This window comes from Serratia sp. KG1D (assembly GCF_037150675.1).
GTDB classification, from domain to species: Bacteria; Pseudomonadota; Gammaproteobacteria; order Enterobacterales; family Enterobacteriaceae; genus Serratia; species Serratia nematodiphila.
In genome coordinates this window covers 170,552-188,992 of record NZ_JBAGIH010000003.1, presented here as the reverse complement: position 1 = coordinate 188,992, position 18,441 = coordinate 170,552, and the positions used below count along the sequence as shown (strand labels likewise).

At 61.1% G+C, this 18,441-nt stretch carries 15 protein-coding genes; 7 read left to right on the top strand and 8 right to left on the bottom strand.

Features of this window, described 5'->3' with window-relative positions:
- Window positions 1–34: 34 nt before the first annotated feature.
- The 4 genes from WFM45_RS15995 to dolP are packed head-to-tail and all read left to right on the top strand — an operon-like array spanning window position 35 to window position 3,651.
- Window positions 35–2,074, top strand: coding sequence for a penicillin-binding protein activator (locus tag WFM45_RS15995; RefSeq protein WP_076741013.1), 2,040 nt, complete (start codon window positions 35–37; stop codon window positions 2,072–2,074).
- Window positions 2,071–2,424 (top strand): YraN family protein, encoded by a 354-nt coding sequence (locus WFM45_RS15990; RefSeq protein WP_015379164.1) that lies wholly within the window; start codon window positions 2,071–2,073, stop codon window positions 2,422–2,424. Before WFM45_RS15995 ends, WFM45_RS15990 begins: the two co-directional genes overlap by 4 nt.
- Window positions 2,425–2,475: 51 nt before the next feature.
- Entirely contained in the window at window positions 2,476–3,066 is a 591-nt protein-coding gene (gene diaA, locus WFM45_RS15985; RefSeq protein WP_004937103.1) for a DnaA initiator-associating protein DiaA, read from the top strand.
- A gap of 9 nt (window positions 3,067–3,075) precedes the next feature.
- Window positions 3,076–3,651, top strand: coding sequence for a division/outer membrane stress-associated lipid-binding lipoprotein (gene dolP, locus WFM45_RS15980; RefSeq protein ID WP_004937101.1), 576 nt, complete (start codon window positions 3,076–3,078; stop codon window positions 3,649–3,651).
- A 39-nt stretch (window positions 3,652–3,690) separates the two neighbouring features.
- On the opposite strand, the gene mtgA is transcribed toward dolP, so the two are convergent.
- The 4 genes from mtgA to WFM45_RS15960 form a co-directional block, all read right to left on the bottom strand.
- Window positions 3,691–4,422, bottom strand: a complete 732-nt coding sequence (gene mtgA / locus WFM45_RS15975) for a monofunctional biosynthetic peptidoglycan transglycosylase (protein ID WP_015379165.1) — start codon at window positions 4,420–4,422, stop codon at window positions 3,691–3,693.
- Window positions 4,419–5,072, bottom strand: a complete 654-nt coding sequence (gene elbB / locus WFM45_RS15970; protein WP_336956396.1) for an isoprenoid biosynthesis glyoxalase ElbB — start codon at window positions 5,070–5,072, stop codon at window positions 4,419–4,421. Before elbB ends, mtgA begins: the two co-directional genes overlap by 4 nt.
- 237 nt (window positions 5,073–5,309) lie before the next feature.
- On the bottom strand, window positions 5,310–7,649 hold the full coding sequence (gene arcB, locus WFM45_RS15965) for an aerobic respiration two-component sensor histidine kinase ArcB (RefSeq protein WP_171454808.1): 2,340 nt from the start codon (window positions 7,647–7,649) through the stop codon (window positions 5,310–5,312).
- A gap of 92 nt (window positions 7,650–7,741) precedes the next feature.
- Window positions 7,742–8,680 carry a TIGR01212 family radical SAM protein gene (locus WFM45_RS15960; RefSeq protein WP_085337182.1) on the bottom strand — a complete coding sequence of 313 codons (939 nt, stop codon included), beginning with the start codon at window positions 8,678–8,680 and terminating at the stop codon, window positions 7,742–7,744.
- 691 nt (window positions 8,681–9,371) lie between these two features.
- Between WFM45_RS15960 and gltB the strand changes: the two genes are divergently transcribed.
- From gltB to WFM45_RS15945, 3 genes are all read left to right on the top strand, one after another.
- Entirely contained in the window at window positions 9,372–13,832 is a 4,461-nt protein-coding gene (gene gltB / locus WFM45_RS15955) for a glutamate synthase large subunit (RefSeq protein WP_336956391.1), read from the top strand.
- A 14-nt stretch (window positions 13,833–13,846) separates the two neighbouring features.
- Complete coding sequence (locus WFM45_RS15950; protein ID WP_015379170.1) at window positions 13,847–15,265, top strand: glutamate synthase small subunit; 1,419 nt, start codon at window positions 13,847–13,849, stop codon at window positions 15,263–15,265.
- Window positions 15,266–15,430: 165 nt separating this feature from the next.
- The gene (locus tag WFM45_RS15945) at window positions 15,431–15,910 is read left to right on the top strand and encodes a hypothetical protein (RefSeq protein WP_336956388.1); all 480 of its coding nucleotides are present in this window, start codon (window positions 15,431–15,433) and stop codon (window positions 15,908–15,910) included.
- A gap of 64 nt (window positions 15,911–15,974) precedes the next feature.
- Here the strand turns inward: WFM45_RS15945 and sspB are convergent, their stop codons facing one another.
- The 4 genes from sspB to rplM form a co-directional block, all read right to left on the bottom strand.
- Window positions 15,975–16,475 (bottom strand): ClpXP protease specificity-enhancing factor, encoded by a 501-nt coding sequence (gene sspB / locus WFM45_RS15940; protein WP_004937084.1) that lies wholly within the window; start codon window positions 16,473–16,475, stop codon window positions 15,975–15,977.
- A gap of 5 nt (window positions 16,476–16,480) precedes the next feature.
- Window positions 16,481–17,122, bottom strand: coding sequence for a stringent starvation protein SspA (gene sspA / locus WFM45_RS15935; protein ID WP_004937082.1), 642 nt, complete (start codon window positions 17,120–17,122; stop codon window positions 16,481–16,483).
- 325 nt (window positions 17,123–17,447) lie between these two features.
- Complete coding sequence (gene rpsI, locus WFM45_RS15930) at window positions 17,448–17,840, bottom strand: 30S ribosomal protein S9 (protein ID WP_004937080.1); 393 nt, start codon at window positions 17,838–17,840, stop codon at window positions 17,448–17,450.
- Window positions 17,841–17,855: 15 nt separating this feature from the next.
- Complete coding sequence (gene rplM, locus WFM45_RS15925) at window positions 17,856–18,284, bottom strand: 50S ribosomal protein L13 (protein WP_004937079.1); 429 nt, start codon at window positions 18,282–18,284, stop codon at window positions 17,856–17,858.
- Window positions 18,285–18,441: the final 157 nt, after the last annotated feature.

The following is an 18,441-nucleotide window of genomic DNA, read 5'->3' as shown; positions in this document are numbered from 1 at the left end:
TGAGCATCTTGAAAAAAACATCACTGGATACAGTATGCTTTCCTCAACATTCGTTCGTACCAAAGCAGGGCGTTCCAAGCCTGTCCGACTGACCGCAGTCATCGCCGCCGCCCTTTTCCTGGCAGGCTGTCCAAGTCGGGCCCCGCAAACGCCGCCCGCCAATATACAGGACGAAGCGAGCGCCAGCTCCGATTACTACCTGCAGCAGTTGCAGCAAAGCAGCGATGATAACAAGGCTGACTGGCAATTACTTGCTATTCGCGCCTTGCTGCGTGAAGGAAAACTGCCGCAGGCCGGCGACCAGTTGAACCAACTGCCGAAAAACCTTAGCGGCGCGCAGCAGACCGAACGCCAATTGCTGACCGCCGAACTGCAGATCGCCAACAAGAGCTACGTCAGCGCCCGCAGCACGCTGGGCCACCTGGACAGCGGTGCGCTGTCGCCGAATCAGAAGGTGCGCTACTACCAGGCGCAGATCGCCGCCAATCAGGGCAAAGCGTCGCTGCCATTGATCCGCGCCTATATCGCCCAGGAGCCGCTGCTGACCGGCAAGGCGCACCAGGACAATCTGGATCAAACCTGGCAGGCCCTGCTGCAGCTGACGCCGCAGGAGATGAACAGCCTGGTGATCAACGCCGACGAGAACGTGCTGCAAGGCTGGCTGGACCTGCTGCGCGTCTATCAGGACAACAAGCAGGATCCCGATCTGCTGAAGGCCGGCATCAAAGACTGGCAGAACCGTTATCCGAAGAACCCGGCGGCCAAAACGCTGCCGGCTCGCCTGAATCAGGTGCTGAACTTCACCCAGGCCTCCACCTCGAAAATCGCCCTGCTGCTGCCGTTGAACGGCCAGGCGAAAGTGTTCGCCGACGCCATCCAGCAAGGCTTCGAAGCGGCGAAAAACGGCGGTTCCATGCCGGCGCCGCAACCTCAAGCCGCGCAACCGGCCAGCACGCCGGCTCAAACGGCGCCGGCCGATCAGGCCGCTACGGGTGACATCAACGCCAATGGCGCGGTCAGCCCTTCGGCGCAAGAGAGCCAGCCTGCCGTCACCGCCGCGCAACCCGCTGCGCCGTCCAGCGCGCCGATAACGCCGCTGCAGGCCGCCAACGCGCAGGTCAAAGTGTACGACACCACCAGCCAGCCGCTGGCCGCCTTGCTGAGCCAGGCGCAGCAGGATGGCGCCACCCTGGTGGTCGGCCCACTGCTGAAAGAGAACGTCGATCAGTTGTCCGCCAGCACCACCACGCTGAACGTGCTGGCGCTTAACCAGCCGGAAACGCCGAAGGACAACCTGAACATCTGTTACTTCGCCCTGTCGCCGGAAGATGAAGCCCGCGACGCCGCCCGCCACATCTGGGAACAGCAGAAGCGTCAACCGCTGCTGCTGGTGCCGCGCGGCGCCTTCGGCGATCGCGTCGCCAGGGCCTTTAACCAGGAATGGCAGAAGCAAGGCGGGCAAACCGTGCTGCGCCAGGACATCGGCTCCGCCGGCGAGCTGCGCCAGATGGTGAACAGCGGCGGCATCCGCATGACCGGTACGCCGATGTCGAGCGCCCCGGCGCCGCAGAGCGTCACCATCGCCGGGCTGACCATTCCTGCGCCGCCGAGCGACGTGCCCGCCGCCACCAGCGGCAGCGTCGACGCGGTGTACATCGTCGCCACGCAGTCTCAGCTGACGCTGATCAAACCGATGATCGACATGGCCACCAGCTCGCGCGGCAAGCCGGCGATGTACGCCAGCTCGCGCAGCTACCAGGCCGGCGCCGGCCCGGACTTCCGTCTGGAAATGGAAGGCCTGCAGTTCAGCGATATTCCGCTGCTGGCCGGCTCAAACCCTCAGCTGCTGCAGCAGGCCAGCGCGCGTTTCCGCAACGACTACTCGCTGGTGCGCCTGTATGCGATGGGGATGGATGCCTGGACATTGGCCAACCACTTTGCTGAAATGCGCCAGCTGCCGGGCTTCCAGGTTTCCGGCACCACCGGTACGCTGAGCGCGTCGCCGAACTGCGTGATCAACCGTAAGCTGCCTTGGCTGCAATACCGTCAGGGTACGGTCGTTCCAGTCTCTTGAACCCACGCGCCTCAGGGGCGGGCTATGAGTTACTGGCCCGCCGTCACCTGGAACACGCCGGGCTCACCTTCTGCGCCGCCAATGTCGCGGTGCGCGGCGGTGAGCTCGACCTCATCATGCGCGACGGCACCACCTGGGTGTTCGTCGAAGTGCGCTACCGCCGCAACGACGCCTTCGGCGGCGCGGCCGCCAGCGTCACCTTTCGCAAACAACAGCGGTTGCTGCACGCCGCCGCCGTCTGGCTGGCGGGGCGCGGAGCCAGTTTTGACACATCATCTTGCCGTTTTGATGTTTTGGCCATTACCGGTAGCCAGTTAGAATGGATACCCAACGCCTTCAATGCGGATTAATCGGGGTTTTGCGGCGCAGACCGGCCCTTTGACTTAGTGGATTAATACAACGTGCTGGATAGAATTAAAGTCTGTTTCACCGAAAGCATCCAAACCCAGATCGCGGCGGCGGAAGCACTGCCGGACGCCATTTCCCGCGCTGCGATGACGCTGGTTCAATCCTTACTCAACGGCAACAAAATCCTGTGCTGCGGCAACGGCACCTCGGCCGCCAACGCGCAGCACTTCGCCGCCAGCATGATCAACCGTTTTGAAACCGAGCGCCCCAGCCTGCCGGCCATCGCTCTCAACGCCGACAACGTGGTGCTGACGGCAATCAGCAACGATCGGCTGCACGACGAAGTGTACGCCAAGCAGGTGCGTGCGCTCGGGCACACCGGCGACGTGCTGCTGGCGATTTCCACCCGCGGCAACAGCCGTGATATTGTGAAGGCGGTCGAGGCGGCCGTGACGCGCGATATGACCATCGTCGCACTTACCGGCTACGACGGCGGCGAGCTGGCCGGGCTGCTCGGCCAGCAGGATGTCGAAATCCGCATCCCGTCGCACCGCAGCTCGCGCATTCAGGAAATGCATATGCTGACCGTAAACTGCCTGTGCGACCTGATAGACAATACGTTATTCCCCCACCAGGACGATTAAGGAACTGAGATGAAGCTAAAAGCCACATTTGCAGTGCTGTCCAGCGCCCTGCTGTTGCAAGGCTGTATCGCCGGCGTCGTCGTCGGCAGTGCGGCCGTCGCCACCAAAACCGCCACCGACCCGCGCAGCGTAGGGACCCAGGTGGATGACGGCACGCTGGAAGCCAGGGTCGAAAGCGCCCTGAGCAAAGACCAGCAGTTGAAGAAAGATGCCCGGGTGGTCGCCACCGCCTATCAGGGCAAGGTGCTGCTGACCGGCCAGTCGCCTAACGCCGATCTCACCGCGCGCGCCAAGCAGATCGCCATGGGCGTGGAAGGCACGACCGAAGTGTATAACGAAATCCGTCAGGGCACGCCGGTCAGCCTGAGCACCGCGTCCTCCGACACCTGGATCACCACCAAGGTGCGTTCGCAGCTGCTCACCAGCGATACGGTGAAATCGTCCAACGTGAAGGTCACCACCGAAAACGGCGAAGTGTTCTTGCTGGGCCTGGTCACGCAGCAGGAAGGGCAGTCGGCGGCGCAGATCGCCAGCCAGGTCAGCGGCGTGAAGCACGTCACTACCGCCTTTACCTACGTGAAATAATCCGCCTGGCGGGAGCGGCGCCGTGCCGTTCCCGCCCGTTTAATCCAGCTTGTTCTCGCGTAAAAACGCTTCCCCGCCCAGTTGCCGCATCTGCCGCATGATCCACTGTTGACGCTGCACCACATAGCCGGACGGCGCATCGGCCCTGAAGCGATGCGGATTCGGCAATACCGCCGCCAGCAGCGCCGCTTCGGCCGCGCTCAGGCGCTTGGCCGGCTTATGGAAAAAGCGCTGTGAAGCCTCTTCCACGCCGAATACCCCATCGCCGAACTCGACGATGTTCAGATACACCGTCAGAATGCGCCGCTTGGTCCACACCAATTCGATGCCGGACGTCAGCCCGGCCTCCAATCCTTTGCGCAGCCAGCTGCGGCCATCCCACAAAAACAGGTTCTTGGCGGTTTGCTGCGACAGCGTGGACGCGCCACGGATGCGCGTCGGGCGCTTCTCGTTGTGGCTGAGCGCCTTTTCAATGGCCGCCACGTCGAAGCCCCAATGGTCTGGAAACTTCTGATCTTCCGCCGCCATCACCGCCAGCGCCATTTGCGGCGAGATGTCGTCCATCGACACCCAGTCCGAATGGGCGACATAGCCGAAGTCGCCGCTCAGCCAGGCGCTGACCTGCCGTTCCACCATCACGGCGGAAAACGGCACCGGCAGGAAGGCGAAGAGCACAATGCCCAACGCCCACAGGCCGATAATCGCGATGACGCCGCGCTTCAGCCAATACCACGGGCGCAGCCGCCGCCATCCGACGAGCGATTTTCTCATTCAGCCAGTTCCAGCACCCGCGCCACCAGCTTATCGATGCCCAGGGCCGCCTGCGCGATAGACGGCGCCAGCATATAGGCCGGCGTGGTCACGATCTTATGTTCGCCGTCCACCACGATGTCGTCCACCGGGCAAATCACCGGTTCGCCGCCCATGGCGTCAATCACTTCCCCCAGATCCGGATCGTTGCCAATGGTCAGCCGCACTTGTTGATCCAGCAGTTTCGGCAACAGCGCCGGCGCGATGCACATCAGGCCAATTGGTTTGTTGGCCTTATGCATCTCGCGCGTCAGGCGCGCCAAATCTTCATCGACCCAACATTCCGCGCCGGCTTCGGCGAAATTGCTGAGGTTCTTGGCGGCGCCAAAGCCGCCGGGCACGATCAGCGCATCCAGCTGCGCGGCCTCCGCCAGCGCCAGCGGCTGCACCGCACCGCGGGCAATGCGCGCCGATTCAATCAGAACATTGCGCGACTCCGCCATCTCCTCACCAGATAAGTGATTAATAACATGGCGTTGTGGTTTATCAGGCGCCAAGCACACCGCCTGGGCGCCGGCACGATCCAACGCCAGCAGCGTCAGCACCGCTTCATGGATCTCCGTACCGTCATAAACGCCGCTGCCGCTGAGGACTACACCCACCTTTTTCATCACTCTTACTCCTGTCGCTGCTGTCAACTGGTTCGTGCTCGGAGTTGACAAACACTAATCTACATCACACATTTTAATGAATCTTCTAACAAGAGCGCTTACATTTGCTATGTTGTTGGCTGTATGATGTTTAGGAATTCGCAACAACCTGCTCGACCAGAACACTGAAACCAATACGCAGGTTCACAATTTCCCTGGTGTTGGCGCAATATTCGCGCACCCCGGCTTAGGTCGGGGTCATTTTTTTTCAGCGTTCTCAACCCAAGCCCGCAGTACCTGCACGTCGTTGCGCCACTCTTGTTTCAGCTCATCCACCCAATCCTGCACGTTATCCCACCAGGCCGGCAGCGTCGGCGTTTGAATCTGCTGCGCCAGCTGCTGCAGATGGCGCAGACCGACCGAACCGGCGGCGCCCTTGATCTTATGCCCTTCCTCAGTGATGCCTTTCTGATCGCGCGCCGTCATGTTGGAGTCCAGCACCGCCAGATAGCCCGGCATCATCTGTTCGAACATCTCCAGACTTTGGTGGATCAGCTGCGGGCCAACCAGATCCATGTACTGTTCCAGCATCGCGGTATCGAGTAACGACTCATTAATCTGCATCGCCTTGTGCTCCGTTTTCTTTGAAGTGTGAGAAGGTTGATGATCCCAATAGTGTTTGATGACCTTGGTCAGCGCCGGCACCGACAGCGGCTTGCTCAGCACATCGTCCATGCCCGCCTCGAGATACTCTTTTTTGTCTTTCAGCACGTTGGCGGTCAGGGCCACCAGCGGCGGCAGCGCCTGCCCGGCATAGCGCTCGCGCAGCGCCCGGGCGATGTCCAGCCCGGTCATGTCCGGCAGTTGGATGTCCAGCAGCACCAGATCGAACTCGTCCGGATCGAACATCGCCAGCGCGTCGTGGCCGTTCATCGCCACATCGACGCTGTTGCCCAGCTTCTCCAGCACCGAGCGCGCCACGATCACGTTCAGTTCGATATCCTCCACCAGCAGAATGTGCAGCGCCGGCAACGGCAGCGCCTCTTCCTCCGGCGCCGCGCTGACGGCTTCCTGCACCACCGGCGCCTTGATGGTTAAGGTAAAGCAAGAACCATGCCCTTGTTCGCTGCGCACGGTGATGTCGCCGCCCATGCTCTGCGCCAGCCGCTTGGAGACCGCCAGCCCGATGCCGGTGCCGGTGGCCGGGCGGCCGCCGCGCTGATCTTTCACCTGATAATACATGGCGAAGATCTTGTCCTGCTCGTCCTGCGGGATGCCCATGCCCGAGTCTTCCACTTCGAACACCAGCTTCTCCTGCGCCTCGCGCCGCACGCGCACCACAATTTGCCCCTGCTGGGTAAATTTCACCGCGTTGCCGATCAGATTCCACAGGATCTGCCGCAGGCGGGTGCCGTCGGTCACGATCTGCTGCGGCAGCGGCGTCTGCGGCTCCATGACGAACTGCAGCCCTTTCGGCTGCGCCAGCAGGCCCGAGAGGTTCTCCAAATCCGCCAGGAAACCGGTGAAGTCCACCGGCTGGTTGTCGAGCTGCACCTTGCGCCGCTCGAGCTTGTCCATTTCGATAATGTCGTTGAAGATATTGCCGAGGGTGATGGCGCTGACGTGGATGGTCTTCAGGTATTTCAGCTGCTCGTCGTTCAGCTCGGTATCGAGCAGAATGCGGCTCAGGCCGACGATGCCGTTAAGCGGCGTACGCAGCTCGTGGCTGATGGTGGAGATAAAGGTAGTCTTCTCCCTGCTGGCGTTCTCCAGCGCGTCCTGGTAGCGCTTACGCTCGGTAATATCGCGGCCGAAGCCCATCAGCCCGTGGCGTTTACCCACCCGGTCGTAAAACGGCACCTTGCGCAGCTCGAAACAGGCCTTGCGGCCGTCGGGATACACCAGCCACTGTTCGTAGGTCAGCGAGACGTTGTGGCGGAACACCTTCTCGTCGGTTTCGATCACCTTTTCGGCGATCTCCTGGCCGTAGACGTCGAACGGCGTCAGGCCGATCAATTGCTTCTCGCTCTTGCCGGTCAACAGCTCCATCGCGCGGTTGCAGCCGGAAAATTCTTTGTCTTCGTTGCGGTAGTAGACCAGATCCGGCGAGGCATCGAGGAAGGAACGCAACAGCGCCGATTGCTGGCCCAGCTCAATCTGCGCCTGCTCGCGCTGTTCCATCTCTTCCGTCAGCTTTTCCATCACCTGCAGGCGCTCTTCTTCCGCCTTGATACGGTCGGCGATCTCCTGATTCAGCTGGCTGATATTGTCTTTGAGCTGCTGATTGAGCTCCAGATCGCGGTGGCGCATCTCTTCCAGCTTGTCCACCAGCCGCGCCAGCCGCTGGCGCGACTCTTCCAACTGTTCCACCACCACCGAGAGAAAATAGACCGCCCACGGGGTGATCAACAGGCCGAAGAAGATCGAACGCACCACGTCGATGCTTTCCACTTCGCCGCGCAGCAGCATGGTCACCGCCATCTGCACCACCATCGCCAGCACCACCAGCGCCGAGGCCAGCAGCAGCGAGAAGCGCACCAACCCCAGTTTCACCATTAAATCAACGTAGTACTGGGCCAACACCCGGATTTGCTTCATAGCGGCTCCCATCAGACACAATCTTTTGAATCATACCGTAAAACAGCGGTGAGATAAGGCGGCAAACGCCGAAGTGTGGCAAAGATTGCACTTCAGAGCGGCATGCCAGGGCGGTAGCGCCGCTTTTCATCCAGCGCGCTGCCCTGCCCGCCGTGCCGTTGCAGATAAGCGCCGACCGCCTGCATGCCGCTCCAGCGGTTTTCGCACCACAGCGGCGCCAGCAGCGTCGGCCGCCGGGCGCTGGCGGAAAGACGGTGGTACACCACGTCCCCCGGCGTATGGCGGATCATCTCCCCGGCGCTGGCGGCGTAATCCTCCAGCGCCAGTTCGGGCAACCGCCCGGCCTGCCACGCCCGCGCCAGGGTGCTGCCGGTGACGACGTGCAGCGGGTGCAGCTTGATGCCGTCGACGCCGGTCTCCGTCACCCGCTGCAGCGTGAGCAGATGATCGCGCTGGGTTTCTCCCGGCAGCCCGACGATCAGATGGCAGCACACCTTCAGCCCGCGCTGCCGGGCCAGTCGCGCAGTCTGCTGATAACAGCGAAAATCATGGCCGCGGTTGATGCGCTTCAGCGTTTTATCGTGCGCCGTCTGCAGCCCCAGCTCCAGCCACACCTCATAGCCTTGCTCGCGGTATCCCGTCAGCAGATCCAGCGCGGCGGCCGGCACGCAGTCCGGCCGGGTGCCGACGCACAGGCCGACCATGGCGCTCTGCGCCAACGCCTGCCGATACATCGCCTCCAGCCGTTCAACCTCCGCATAGGTGCTGGTATAGGCCTGGAAATAGGCCAGATAGCGCCGCGCCCGATCGACCCGCGCGGCCTGCTGCGCCAGCTGTTCGGCGATACTCTGGCGCTGCATCGCCTCATCGGCGAACGAGGCGACGTTGCAGAACGTACAGCCGCCGCGCCCCAACGTGCCGTCGCGGTTAGGGCAGCCGAATCCGCCGTGCAGCGTGAGTTTATGGATCTTTTCGCCATAGCGGCGCTGGAGATCCGCGCCAAACATATTGACTAATTGCGGCAACTGCATAATCTTGGTGGTTCTCTGTGTTCAAAGCCGCGATGCTAATAAGAAACGGCTTTTCCCGCGATGACAGAGATCAACGCTTTCCCCGCAAGGCGCCACCGAGCATAACTATTCATCATAAATGCAAATCAATTCACTATAATTCTGATGAATTATTCTAATCGTCACGCAACCGTTAACGGCAATATGACAACACGGTGAAAAATAGTCATAAACATCAGCCAAGCAATATCTTATAGAATAAAATTCTGACATTACTCCCCGCACTAGCATGGTGCAGAGATTAAGGGGTTGCACTATAGTGAGACAGCTCACACTTCTGAGTGGATCGGCGTTGCCCCATGATAGTGCAAAAATGCATTAAAACACTTACTTTTCAAATAAATAAACATCATCAATTCGATAAGAATCTATCTTAAGCCCACATTTGACCTGCGAATTCTTTCTCGCTAAGTTGGAAGTCCGCTGGAAGCTTTCTGGACGGGCAAACGTCTCGTCATATTTATGCAGTAATTGAAGACTCCCTCTTAAAACAAGTCCTATACCACTTGTGAGACCGTCACGAGAGGCCATTGATGGAGGGCGGAAAAGCAGATTGGCGGGGTTAACTTGCTGATTGGACTTCTGCCTGAAATTGGGAAGCCCCCTCGCAGTAGGTTGTGAGAGTCACGCAGAGCCTGGGGAGGTTCACGATATGTTGTACGATAAATCCCAAGAGAGGGACAACTGTGGTTTCGGCCTGATCGCCCACATAGAAGGCGAACCTAGCCACAAGGTGGTGCGCACCGCCATTCACGCGCTGGCCCGCATGCAGCACCGCGGCGCGATCCTCGCCGACGGCAAGACCGGCGACGGCTGCGGCCTGTTGCTGCAAAAACCCGATCGCTTCTTCCGCATGGTGGCGGAAGAGCGCGGCTGGCGTTTGGCCAAAAACTACGCCGTCGGCATGATGTTCCTCAGCCAGAATGAAGAGGAAGCGCGCCTCAACCGCCGCATCGTGGAAGAAGAGCTGCAAAACGAAACGCTGTCGATCGTCGGCTGGCGTGAAGTGCCGACCAACCCGGACGTGCTGGGTGAAATCGCCCTCTCCTCCCTGCCGCGCATCGAGCAAATCTTCGTTAACGCCCCGGCCGGCTGGCGCCCGCGCGATATGGAGCGCCGCCTGTTCGTGGCGCGCCGCCGCATCGAGAAACGGGTGCAGGATGACAGTTTCTACGTCTGCAGCTTCTCCAACCTGGTGACGATCTATAAAGGCCTGTGCATGCCTGCGGATCTGCCGCGCTTCTATCTCGATCTGGCGGACCTGCGCCTGGAATCGGCCATTTGCCTGTTCCACCAGCGCTTTTCCACCAACACCGTGCCACGCTGGCCGCTGGCTCAGCCGTTCCGCTACCTGGCGCACAACGGCGAAATCAACACCATCACCGGCAACCGCCAGTGGGCGCTCGCCCGTACCTATAAATTCCAAACGCCGCTGATCCCGGATCTGCAGGCCGCCGCACCGTTCGTCAACGAAACCGGCTCCGACTCCAGCTCGCTGGACAACATGCTGGAGCTGCTGCTGGCGGGCGGGATGGATCTCATCCGCGCCATGCGCCTGCTGGTGCCGCCGGCCTGGCAGAACAACCCGGACATGGACGGCGATCTGCGCGCCTTCTTCGACTTCAACTCGATGCACATGGAGCCGTGGGACGGCCCGGCCGGCATCGTGATGTCCGACGGCCGCTACGCCGCCTGTAACCTCGATCGCAACGGCCTGCGGCCGGCGCGCTATGTGATCACCAAAGACAAGCTGATCACCTGCGCCTCCGAAGTCGGCATCTGGGATTACCAGCCGGATGAAGTGGTGGAAAAAGGCCGCGTCGGCCCCGGCGAGCTGATGGTGATCGACACCCGCAGCGGCCGCATCCTGCACTCGGCGGAAACCGACAACGATCTGAAAAGCCGCCATCCGTATAAAGAGTGGATGGAGAAAAACGTCAAACGTCTGGTGCCGTTCGAAGATCTGCCGGACGATCAGGTCGGCAGCCGCGAGCTCGACGACGCGCAGCTCGAAACCTACCAGAAACAGTTCGGCTACAGCAGTGAAGAGCTGGATCAGGTGATCCGCGTGCTGGGCGAAATTGGCCAGGAAGCCACCGGCTCGATGGGCGACGATACCCCGTTCGCCGTGCTTTCCAGCCGGCCGCGCATCGTTTACGACTATTTCCGCCAGCAGTTCGCGCAGGTCACCAACCCGCCGATCGATCCGCTGCGCGAAGCGCACGTCATGTCGCTGGCCACCAGCATCGGCCGTGAAATGAACGTGTTCTGCGAAGCCGAAGGCCAGGCGCACCGCCTGAGCTTCAAATCGCCGATCCTGCTGTACTCCGATTTCAAACAGCTCACCACGCTGGAAGGCGAATATTATCGCGCCGAGACGCTCGATCTGACCTTCGACCCGCAACAGCAGGATCTGGAGCAGACCATTCGCGCCCTGTGCGACGAAGCGGAACGCAAGGTGCGCGAAGGCGCGGTGCTGTTGGTGCTGTCCGACCGCGCCATCGCGCCCGGCCGCCTGCCGGTACCGGCCCCGATGGCCGTTGGCGCCGTGCAAACCCGGCTGGTGGAGAAAAGCCTGCGCTGCGACGCCAACCTGATCGTTGAAACCGCCAGCGCCCGCGATCCGCACCACTTCGCCGTGCTGCTCGGCTTCGGCGCGACCGCCATCTACCCGTATCTGGCCTATGAAACCCTGGCCAAGCTGGTGGACAGCCAGGCGATCGACAAGAAATACCGCGACGTGATGCTGAACTACCGCAACGGCATCAACAAAGGCCTGTACAAGATCATGTCCAAGATGGGCATTTCGACCATCGCCTCTTACCGCTGTTCCAAGCTGTTCGAAGCGGTCGGCCTGCACCGCGATCTGGCGGACCTGTGCTTCCAGGGCGTGGTCAGCCGCATCGGCGGCGCCAGCTTCAGCGACTTCCAGCAGGATCTGCAGAACCTCTCCAAGCGCGCCTGGCTGAAACGCAAACCGCTGGAGCAAGGCGGCCTGCTGAAGTTCGTGCACGGCGGCGAATACCACGCCTACAACCCGGACGTGGTGAACTCGCTGCAAAAAGCGGTGCACAGCGGCGAGTACAGCGACTACCAGGCCTACGCCAAGCTGGTGAACGAGCGGCCGGTCGCCATGCTGCGCGATCTGCTGGCCATTACGCCGAAAGGTGAACCGATCCCGGTCGATCAGGTCGAGCCGGCGGAGTCGCTGTTCAAACGCTTCGACACCGCGGCGATGTCGATCGGCGCGTTGAGCCCGGAAGCGCACGAGTCGCTGGCGATCGCCATGAACGGCCTCGGCGGCTTCTCCAACTCCGGCGAAGGCGGCGAAGATCCGGCGCGCTACCGCACCAACAAGGTGTCGCGCATCAAACAGGTGGCCTCCGGCCGCTTCGGCGTCACGCCGGCCTACCTGGTGAACGCCGACGTGATCCAGATTAAGGTGGCGCAAGGCGCCAAGCCGGGCGAAGGCGGCCAGTTGCCGGGCGACAAAGTCACCCCGTACATCGCCAGGCTGCGTTACTCGGTGCCGGGCGTGACGCTGATCTCCCCGCCGCCGCACCACGACATCTACTCGATCGAAGATCTGGCGCAGCTGATCTTCGATCTGAAGCAGGTCAACCCGAAGGCGGTGATCTCGGTGAAACTGGTGTCCGAGCCGGGCGTTGGCACCATCGCCACCGGCGTGGCGAAAGCCTATGCCGATCTGATCACCATCGCCGGTTACGACGGCGGCACCGGCGCCAGCCCGCTGTCCTCGGTGAAATATGCCGGCTGCCCATGGGAACTGGGCCTGGTGGAAACCCAGCAGGCGCTGGTGGCCAACGGCCTGCGCCACAAGATCCGCCTGCAGGTGGACGGCGGCCTGAAAACCGGCGTGGACATCGTCAAAGCGGCGATCCTGGGCGCGGAAAGCTTCGGCTTCGGCACCGGGCCGATGGTGGCGCTGGGCTGCAAATACCTGCGCATCTGCCACCTCAACAACTGCGCGACCGGCGTTGCGACTCAGGACGACAAGCTGCGCCGCGATCACTACCACGGCCTGCCGGAACGCGTGACGAATTACTTCCAGTTTATCGCGCGTGAGACCCGCGAGATCATGGCCCAGCTGGGCGTGAGCCAGCTGGTGGATCTGATCGGCCGCACCGAATTCCTGACCGAGCTGGACGGCATTTCCGCCAAGCAGAACAAGCTGGATCTGTCGCCGTTGCTGACAACCGCCACGCCGCATCCGGGCAAAGCGGTGTACTGTACCGAAAGCAGCAACCCGGCGTTCGACAAGGGTCTGCTGAACAAAGAGTTGCTGGTGCAGGCGCAGCCGTACATCGAAGCGAAGCAGGGTAAAACCTTCTACTTCGACATTCGCAACACCGACCGCTCCGTGGGCGCCATGCTGTCCGGCGCGATCGCCAACGTACACGGCGATCAGGGGATGGCAGGCGATCCGATCAAGGCGCACTTCTCCGGTACCGCCGGGCAGAGCTTCGGCGTCTGGAACGCCGGCGGCGTCGAGCTGACCCTGACCGGCGACGCCAACGACTATGTCGGCAAAGGCATGGCCGGCGGCAGCATCGCGGTGCGCCCGCCGATCGGTTCCGCCTTCCGCAGCCATGAAGCCAGCATCGTCGGCAACACCTGCCTGTACGGCGCCACCGGTGGCAAGCTGTTCGCCGCCGGCCGCGCGGGCGAACGTTTCGCGGTGCGCAACTCCGGCGCCATCACCGTGGTGGAAGGCATCGGCGACAACGGCTGCGAATACATGACCGGCGGCATCGTCTGCGTGCTGGGTAAAACCGGCATCAACTTCGGCGCCGGCATGACCGGCGGCTTCGCCTACGTGCTGGACGAAGACGGCGAGTTCCGCAAGCGCGTGAACCCGGAGCTGGTGGAAGTGCTGGATGTCGATCAGCTGGCGATCCATGAGGAGCACCTGCGCGGCCTGATCACCGAACACGTGCAGGCGACCGGCTCTTCCCGCGCGGAAGAGATCCTGGCCAACTGGCCGGAGTGGGCGCCGAAGTTCGCCCTGGTCAAACCGAAGTCCAGCGATGTCAAAGCGCTGTTGGGTCACCGTAGCCGTTCCGCAGCCGAGCTGCGGGTGCAGGCGCAGTAAGAGGTAGGTCATTAATGAGCCAGAACGTTTATCAATTTATCGACCTGCAGCGTGTTGATCCGCCAAAGAAACCGCTGAAGATCCGCAAAATCGAGTTCGTCGAGATCTACGAACCGTTTTCGGAAACCCAGGCCAAGGCCCAGGCGGACCGCTGTCTGTCCTGCGGCAACCCGTACTGCGAGTGGAAGTGCCCGGTGCACAACTACATCCCGAACTGGCTGAAACTGGCCAATGAAGGCCGCATCATGGAAGCGGCGGACCTGGCGCATCAGACCAACAGCCTGCCGGAAGTGTGCGGCCGCGTATGCCCGCAGGATCGCCTGTGCGAAGGCTCCTGCACCCTGAACGACGAGTTCGGTGCGGTCACCATCGGCAATATCGAGCGCTACATCAGCGATAAGGCCATCGAAATGGGCTGGAAGCCGGACATGTCGCACGTGCAGCCGACCGGCAAACGCGTGGCGATCGTCGGTGCCGGCCCCGCCGGGCTGGCCTGCGCCGACGTGCTGACCCGCAATGGCGTCAAGGCGGTCGTATACGATCGTCATCCGGAGATCGGCGGCCTGCTGACCTTCGGCATCCCGGCTTTCAAGCTGGAAAAGGAAGTGATGGTCAAACGCCGCGGCATCTTCAGCGAGATGGGCATCGAGTTCCAGTTGAACACCGAAGTGGGTAAAGACGTCAGCATGGAGACCTTGCTGAGCGAGTACGATGCGGTGTTCCTCGGCGTCGGCACCTATCAGTCGATGCGCGGCGGCCTGGAGAATGAGGAGGCGCAGGGCGTGTACGACGCGCTGCCGTTCCTGATCGCCAACACCAAGCAGCTGATGGGGTATGAAACCGAGCAGCACGAGCCTTACGTCAGCATGGAAGGCAAACGGGTGGTGGTGCTGGGCGGCGGCGATACCGCCATGGACTGCGTGCGTACCTCGGTGCGTCAGGGCGCAACGCAGGTCATCTGCGCCTACCGCCGCGACGAAGCCAACATGCCGGGCTCCAAGCGCGAAGTGAAGAACGCCCGGGAAGAAGGGGTGGACTTCCAGTTCAACCTGCAGCCGCTGAGCATCGAACTGAACAGCGCCGGCCGCGTGGCCGGAGTGAAAATGGTGCGCACTCAGCTGGGCGCGCCGGATGCCAACGGCCGTCAGACGGCGGAGCAGGTGCCTGGTTCCGAACACGTGATCGACGCGGACGCGGTGGTGATGGCGTTCGGCTTCCGCCCGCACCGCATGGACTGGCTGGCGGCGCACGACGTGCAGCTGGATAAACAGGGCCGCATCCTGGCGCCGGAAGGCAGCGACAACGCGTTCCAGACCAGCAACCCGAAAATCTTCGCCGGTGGTGACGCAGTGCGCGGATCTGACCTGGTAGTGACGGCGATCGCCGAAGGCCGCAAAGCGGCAGACGGCATCATGAACTATCTGGAAGTGTAAACCTTCCGTACCATCAGAGGCCCGGCATATTGCCGGGCCTCTGTTTTTAGCCTGCCACGCTTTGTAACAACCTCCCCGCTCCTCACCGCCTCAACGCGCTATAGTATTGAGTTAGCACCATTGCGGGGCGCGGCTGCGCCTGACACCGAGATAAGGATAGCGAACATGAAATGCTCCATTTCCCTGTTGGCCGGCGCGCTGCTGGCCGTCAATTTCAGCGCTTCAGCCATGGCGCTGGATTCGCAGGAGGTTGGTTACAATATCGAAGCGCGCGGCGCACGGCCGGTCGTGGCGCAGTTGGGCAAGGCCGGGCAGTTCGGCGCCGTGGAAAACAGCATCCGGCTGGGGGACGACAGCTGGATTGCCCTGGCGCCCAAGTTGGCCGGCGGCGGCAATGCCGGCTTTACCGCCGGCATCAAATCGGCCCTCTCCGCAGCCCTGATCTACAATCCGGCGGCGGTGTTGCAGGCACTCAACAAAGGCAACGATCTGCCGCTCAATGACATTTGTACCGCCCCGCCGGAAGTGCAAGGCGATACCGCCATCACCAATTTCCGTGAGCGCGCAACCCACGCCCTGTCTACCGTACGCGTAGGCGATCTCAGCGCGCCGCGCGACGCCTGCATTGCCGCGTTGAAAGGCTGACCCGCTTCTGCCGGGCAAAAAAAAAGCACCCCCATGGGGTGCTTTTTCTTTTGTTCTCACGGGGTTATTTCACCACGCGCAGCGCCGGGCGGCCACCGCGCGGCGGCTGCGGCGGTTCGTCATCCGGACCGTTGTCTTCCGCGGTATCCGGGCGATCGCCGTCGATCACTGACATCAGGGTTTCCGAAGGGATCGTCTCATTGTCCAGACCTTCGAACACGCCTTCGCTCTCGTCGTAGGCGGCTTCCGGTTCGAACATCGTGCCGGCGCCGTTTTCACGCGCATAGATCGCCAGCACGGCGGCCATCGGCACCGAAACCTGACGCGGCACGCCGCCGAAGCGCGCGTTGAACTGCACGTCTTCGTTACCCAACGCCAGGTTGCCTACCGCGCGCGGCGCGATATTCAGCACGATCTGGCCGTCACGCGCGAACTCCATCGGCACCTGCACGTCCGGGCGGGTCACGTCGACCACCAGGTGCGGCGTCAGTTGGTTATCCAGCAGCCAGTCGTAGAACGCCCGCAGCAGATACGGGCGACGCGGCGTCATCTGAGACATGTCCATCGCGCTTAGCCCCGGGTCTGCAGGCGCATTTCACGCTCGGCTTCGGTCAGGGAAGCCAGGAAGGCGTCGCGTTCGAAGACGCGGGTCATGTAGCCTTTCAGCTCTTTGGAACCGGCACCGCTCAATTCGATGCCCAGCTGCGGCAGACGCCACAACAGCGGCGCCAGGTAGCAATCCACCAGGCTGAACTCTTCGCTCATGAAATACGGCGCCTGACCGAAGATAGGCGCGATCGCCAGCAGCTCTTCGCGCAGTTGGCGGCGGGCGGATTCCGCTTCCTGGCCGCTGCTCTTCTCGATCTTGTCCATCAGCGAGTACCAGTTCTTCTCGATGCGCAGCATCATCAGACGGCTCTCACCACGGGCAACCGGGTAAACCGGCATCAGCGGCGGGTGCGGGAAACGCTCATCCAGATATTCCATGATGATGCGGGATTCATACAGGGTCAGTTCGCGATCGACCAGCGTAGGCACCGTCTGGTAAGGGTTGAGGTCAATCAGATCTTGCGGCAGGTTATCCATTTCGACCTGCTCGATCTCGACGCTGACACCTTTCTCCGCCAGTACGATACGTACTTGATGGCTAAAAATGTCGGTCGGGCCAGAGAACAGCGTCATTACCGAACGTTTGTTGGCAGCGACAGCCATGAAAACCTCCAAGTTATCTAGAAAATACTGCGAATAGCCAACTGACAGGCTGCTATCCTGAATAATCTTGCCGCAGGCCGGCAGCACGCAGCGCGACCCGAGCCCATAAAAAACCGGCCCAGGAGGTCAACTGCACGGCGAACAGGCGCAAAAGTGGATGATAGTTTACCAGATTCTGCTTGTTTTGTGGGGGCGGTGCGGCGAATTCATGTTGAATTGTCTGATATGCCACAGATTTTAGTCGGGGACGGCGGATTTCAGGCGTAAAAAAACCCGGTGAAGCACCGGGTTTTTTGCGTAAATCGCACTGCCGAAGCAGCGAAAATTAACGCTTGGAGAACTGCGGACGACGACGTGCTTTACGCAGACCGACTTTCTTACGTTCAACCTGACGAGCGTCACGGGTGACGAAGCCAGCTTTACGCAGTTCAGAACGCAGAGTCTCATCGTATTCCATCAGTGCACGGGTGATACCGTGACGGATAGCGCCAGCTTGACCGGAGATACCACCACCTTTAACGGTGATGTACAGGTCCAGTTTGCCAACCATGTCGACCAGTTCCAGCGGCTGACGAACTACCATGCGGGCAGTTTCGCGACCGAAGTACTGTTCCAGGCTGCGCTGGTTGATAACGATGTTACCGTTGCCCGGCTTGATGAAGACGCGAGCGGCGGAGCTTTTGCGGCGACCAGTGCCGTAGTATTGATTTTCAGCCATTGCCATTAATCCCGATTAAATGTCCAGAACTTGCGGTTGCTGTGCCGCGTGATTGTGCTCGGTGCCCGCGTAAACTTTCAGTTTACGGAACATAGCACGACCCAGCGGGCCCTTTGGCAGCATGCCTTTAACCGCGATTTCAATCACGCGCTCAGGACGGCGGGCAATCATCTCTTCAAAGGTCGCTTGCTTGATACCACCGATGTGGCCGGTGTGGTGGTAGTACACTTTGTCTGTACGCTTGTTGCCGGTTACAGCAACTTTGTCAGCGTTCAGAACGATGATGTAATCACCGGTATCCACGTGCGGGGTGTATTCCGCTTTATGCTTGCCGCGCAGGCGACGAGCCAGTTCAGTAGCGAGACGGCCTAAAGTTTTACCATCTGCATCAACAACGTACCAGTCGCGTTTTACGGTTTCTGGTTTAGCTGTAAAAGTTTTCATTAGAAAGCTTACCCAATAATTAGTTACACGTTGGTGAACACCCAAACGCTCGAAAACAGTTGAGGCTCACACGACCATACAAGTCCAGCAAACCTACCCCTTCGAATAGCCATTGCCGGCACTATAAAGTTTTTGGGAAAAAAAACTTTGTTGTAAC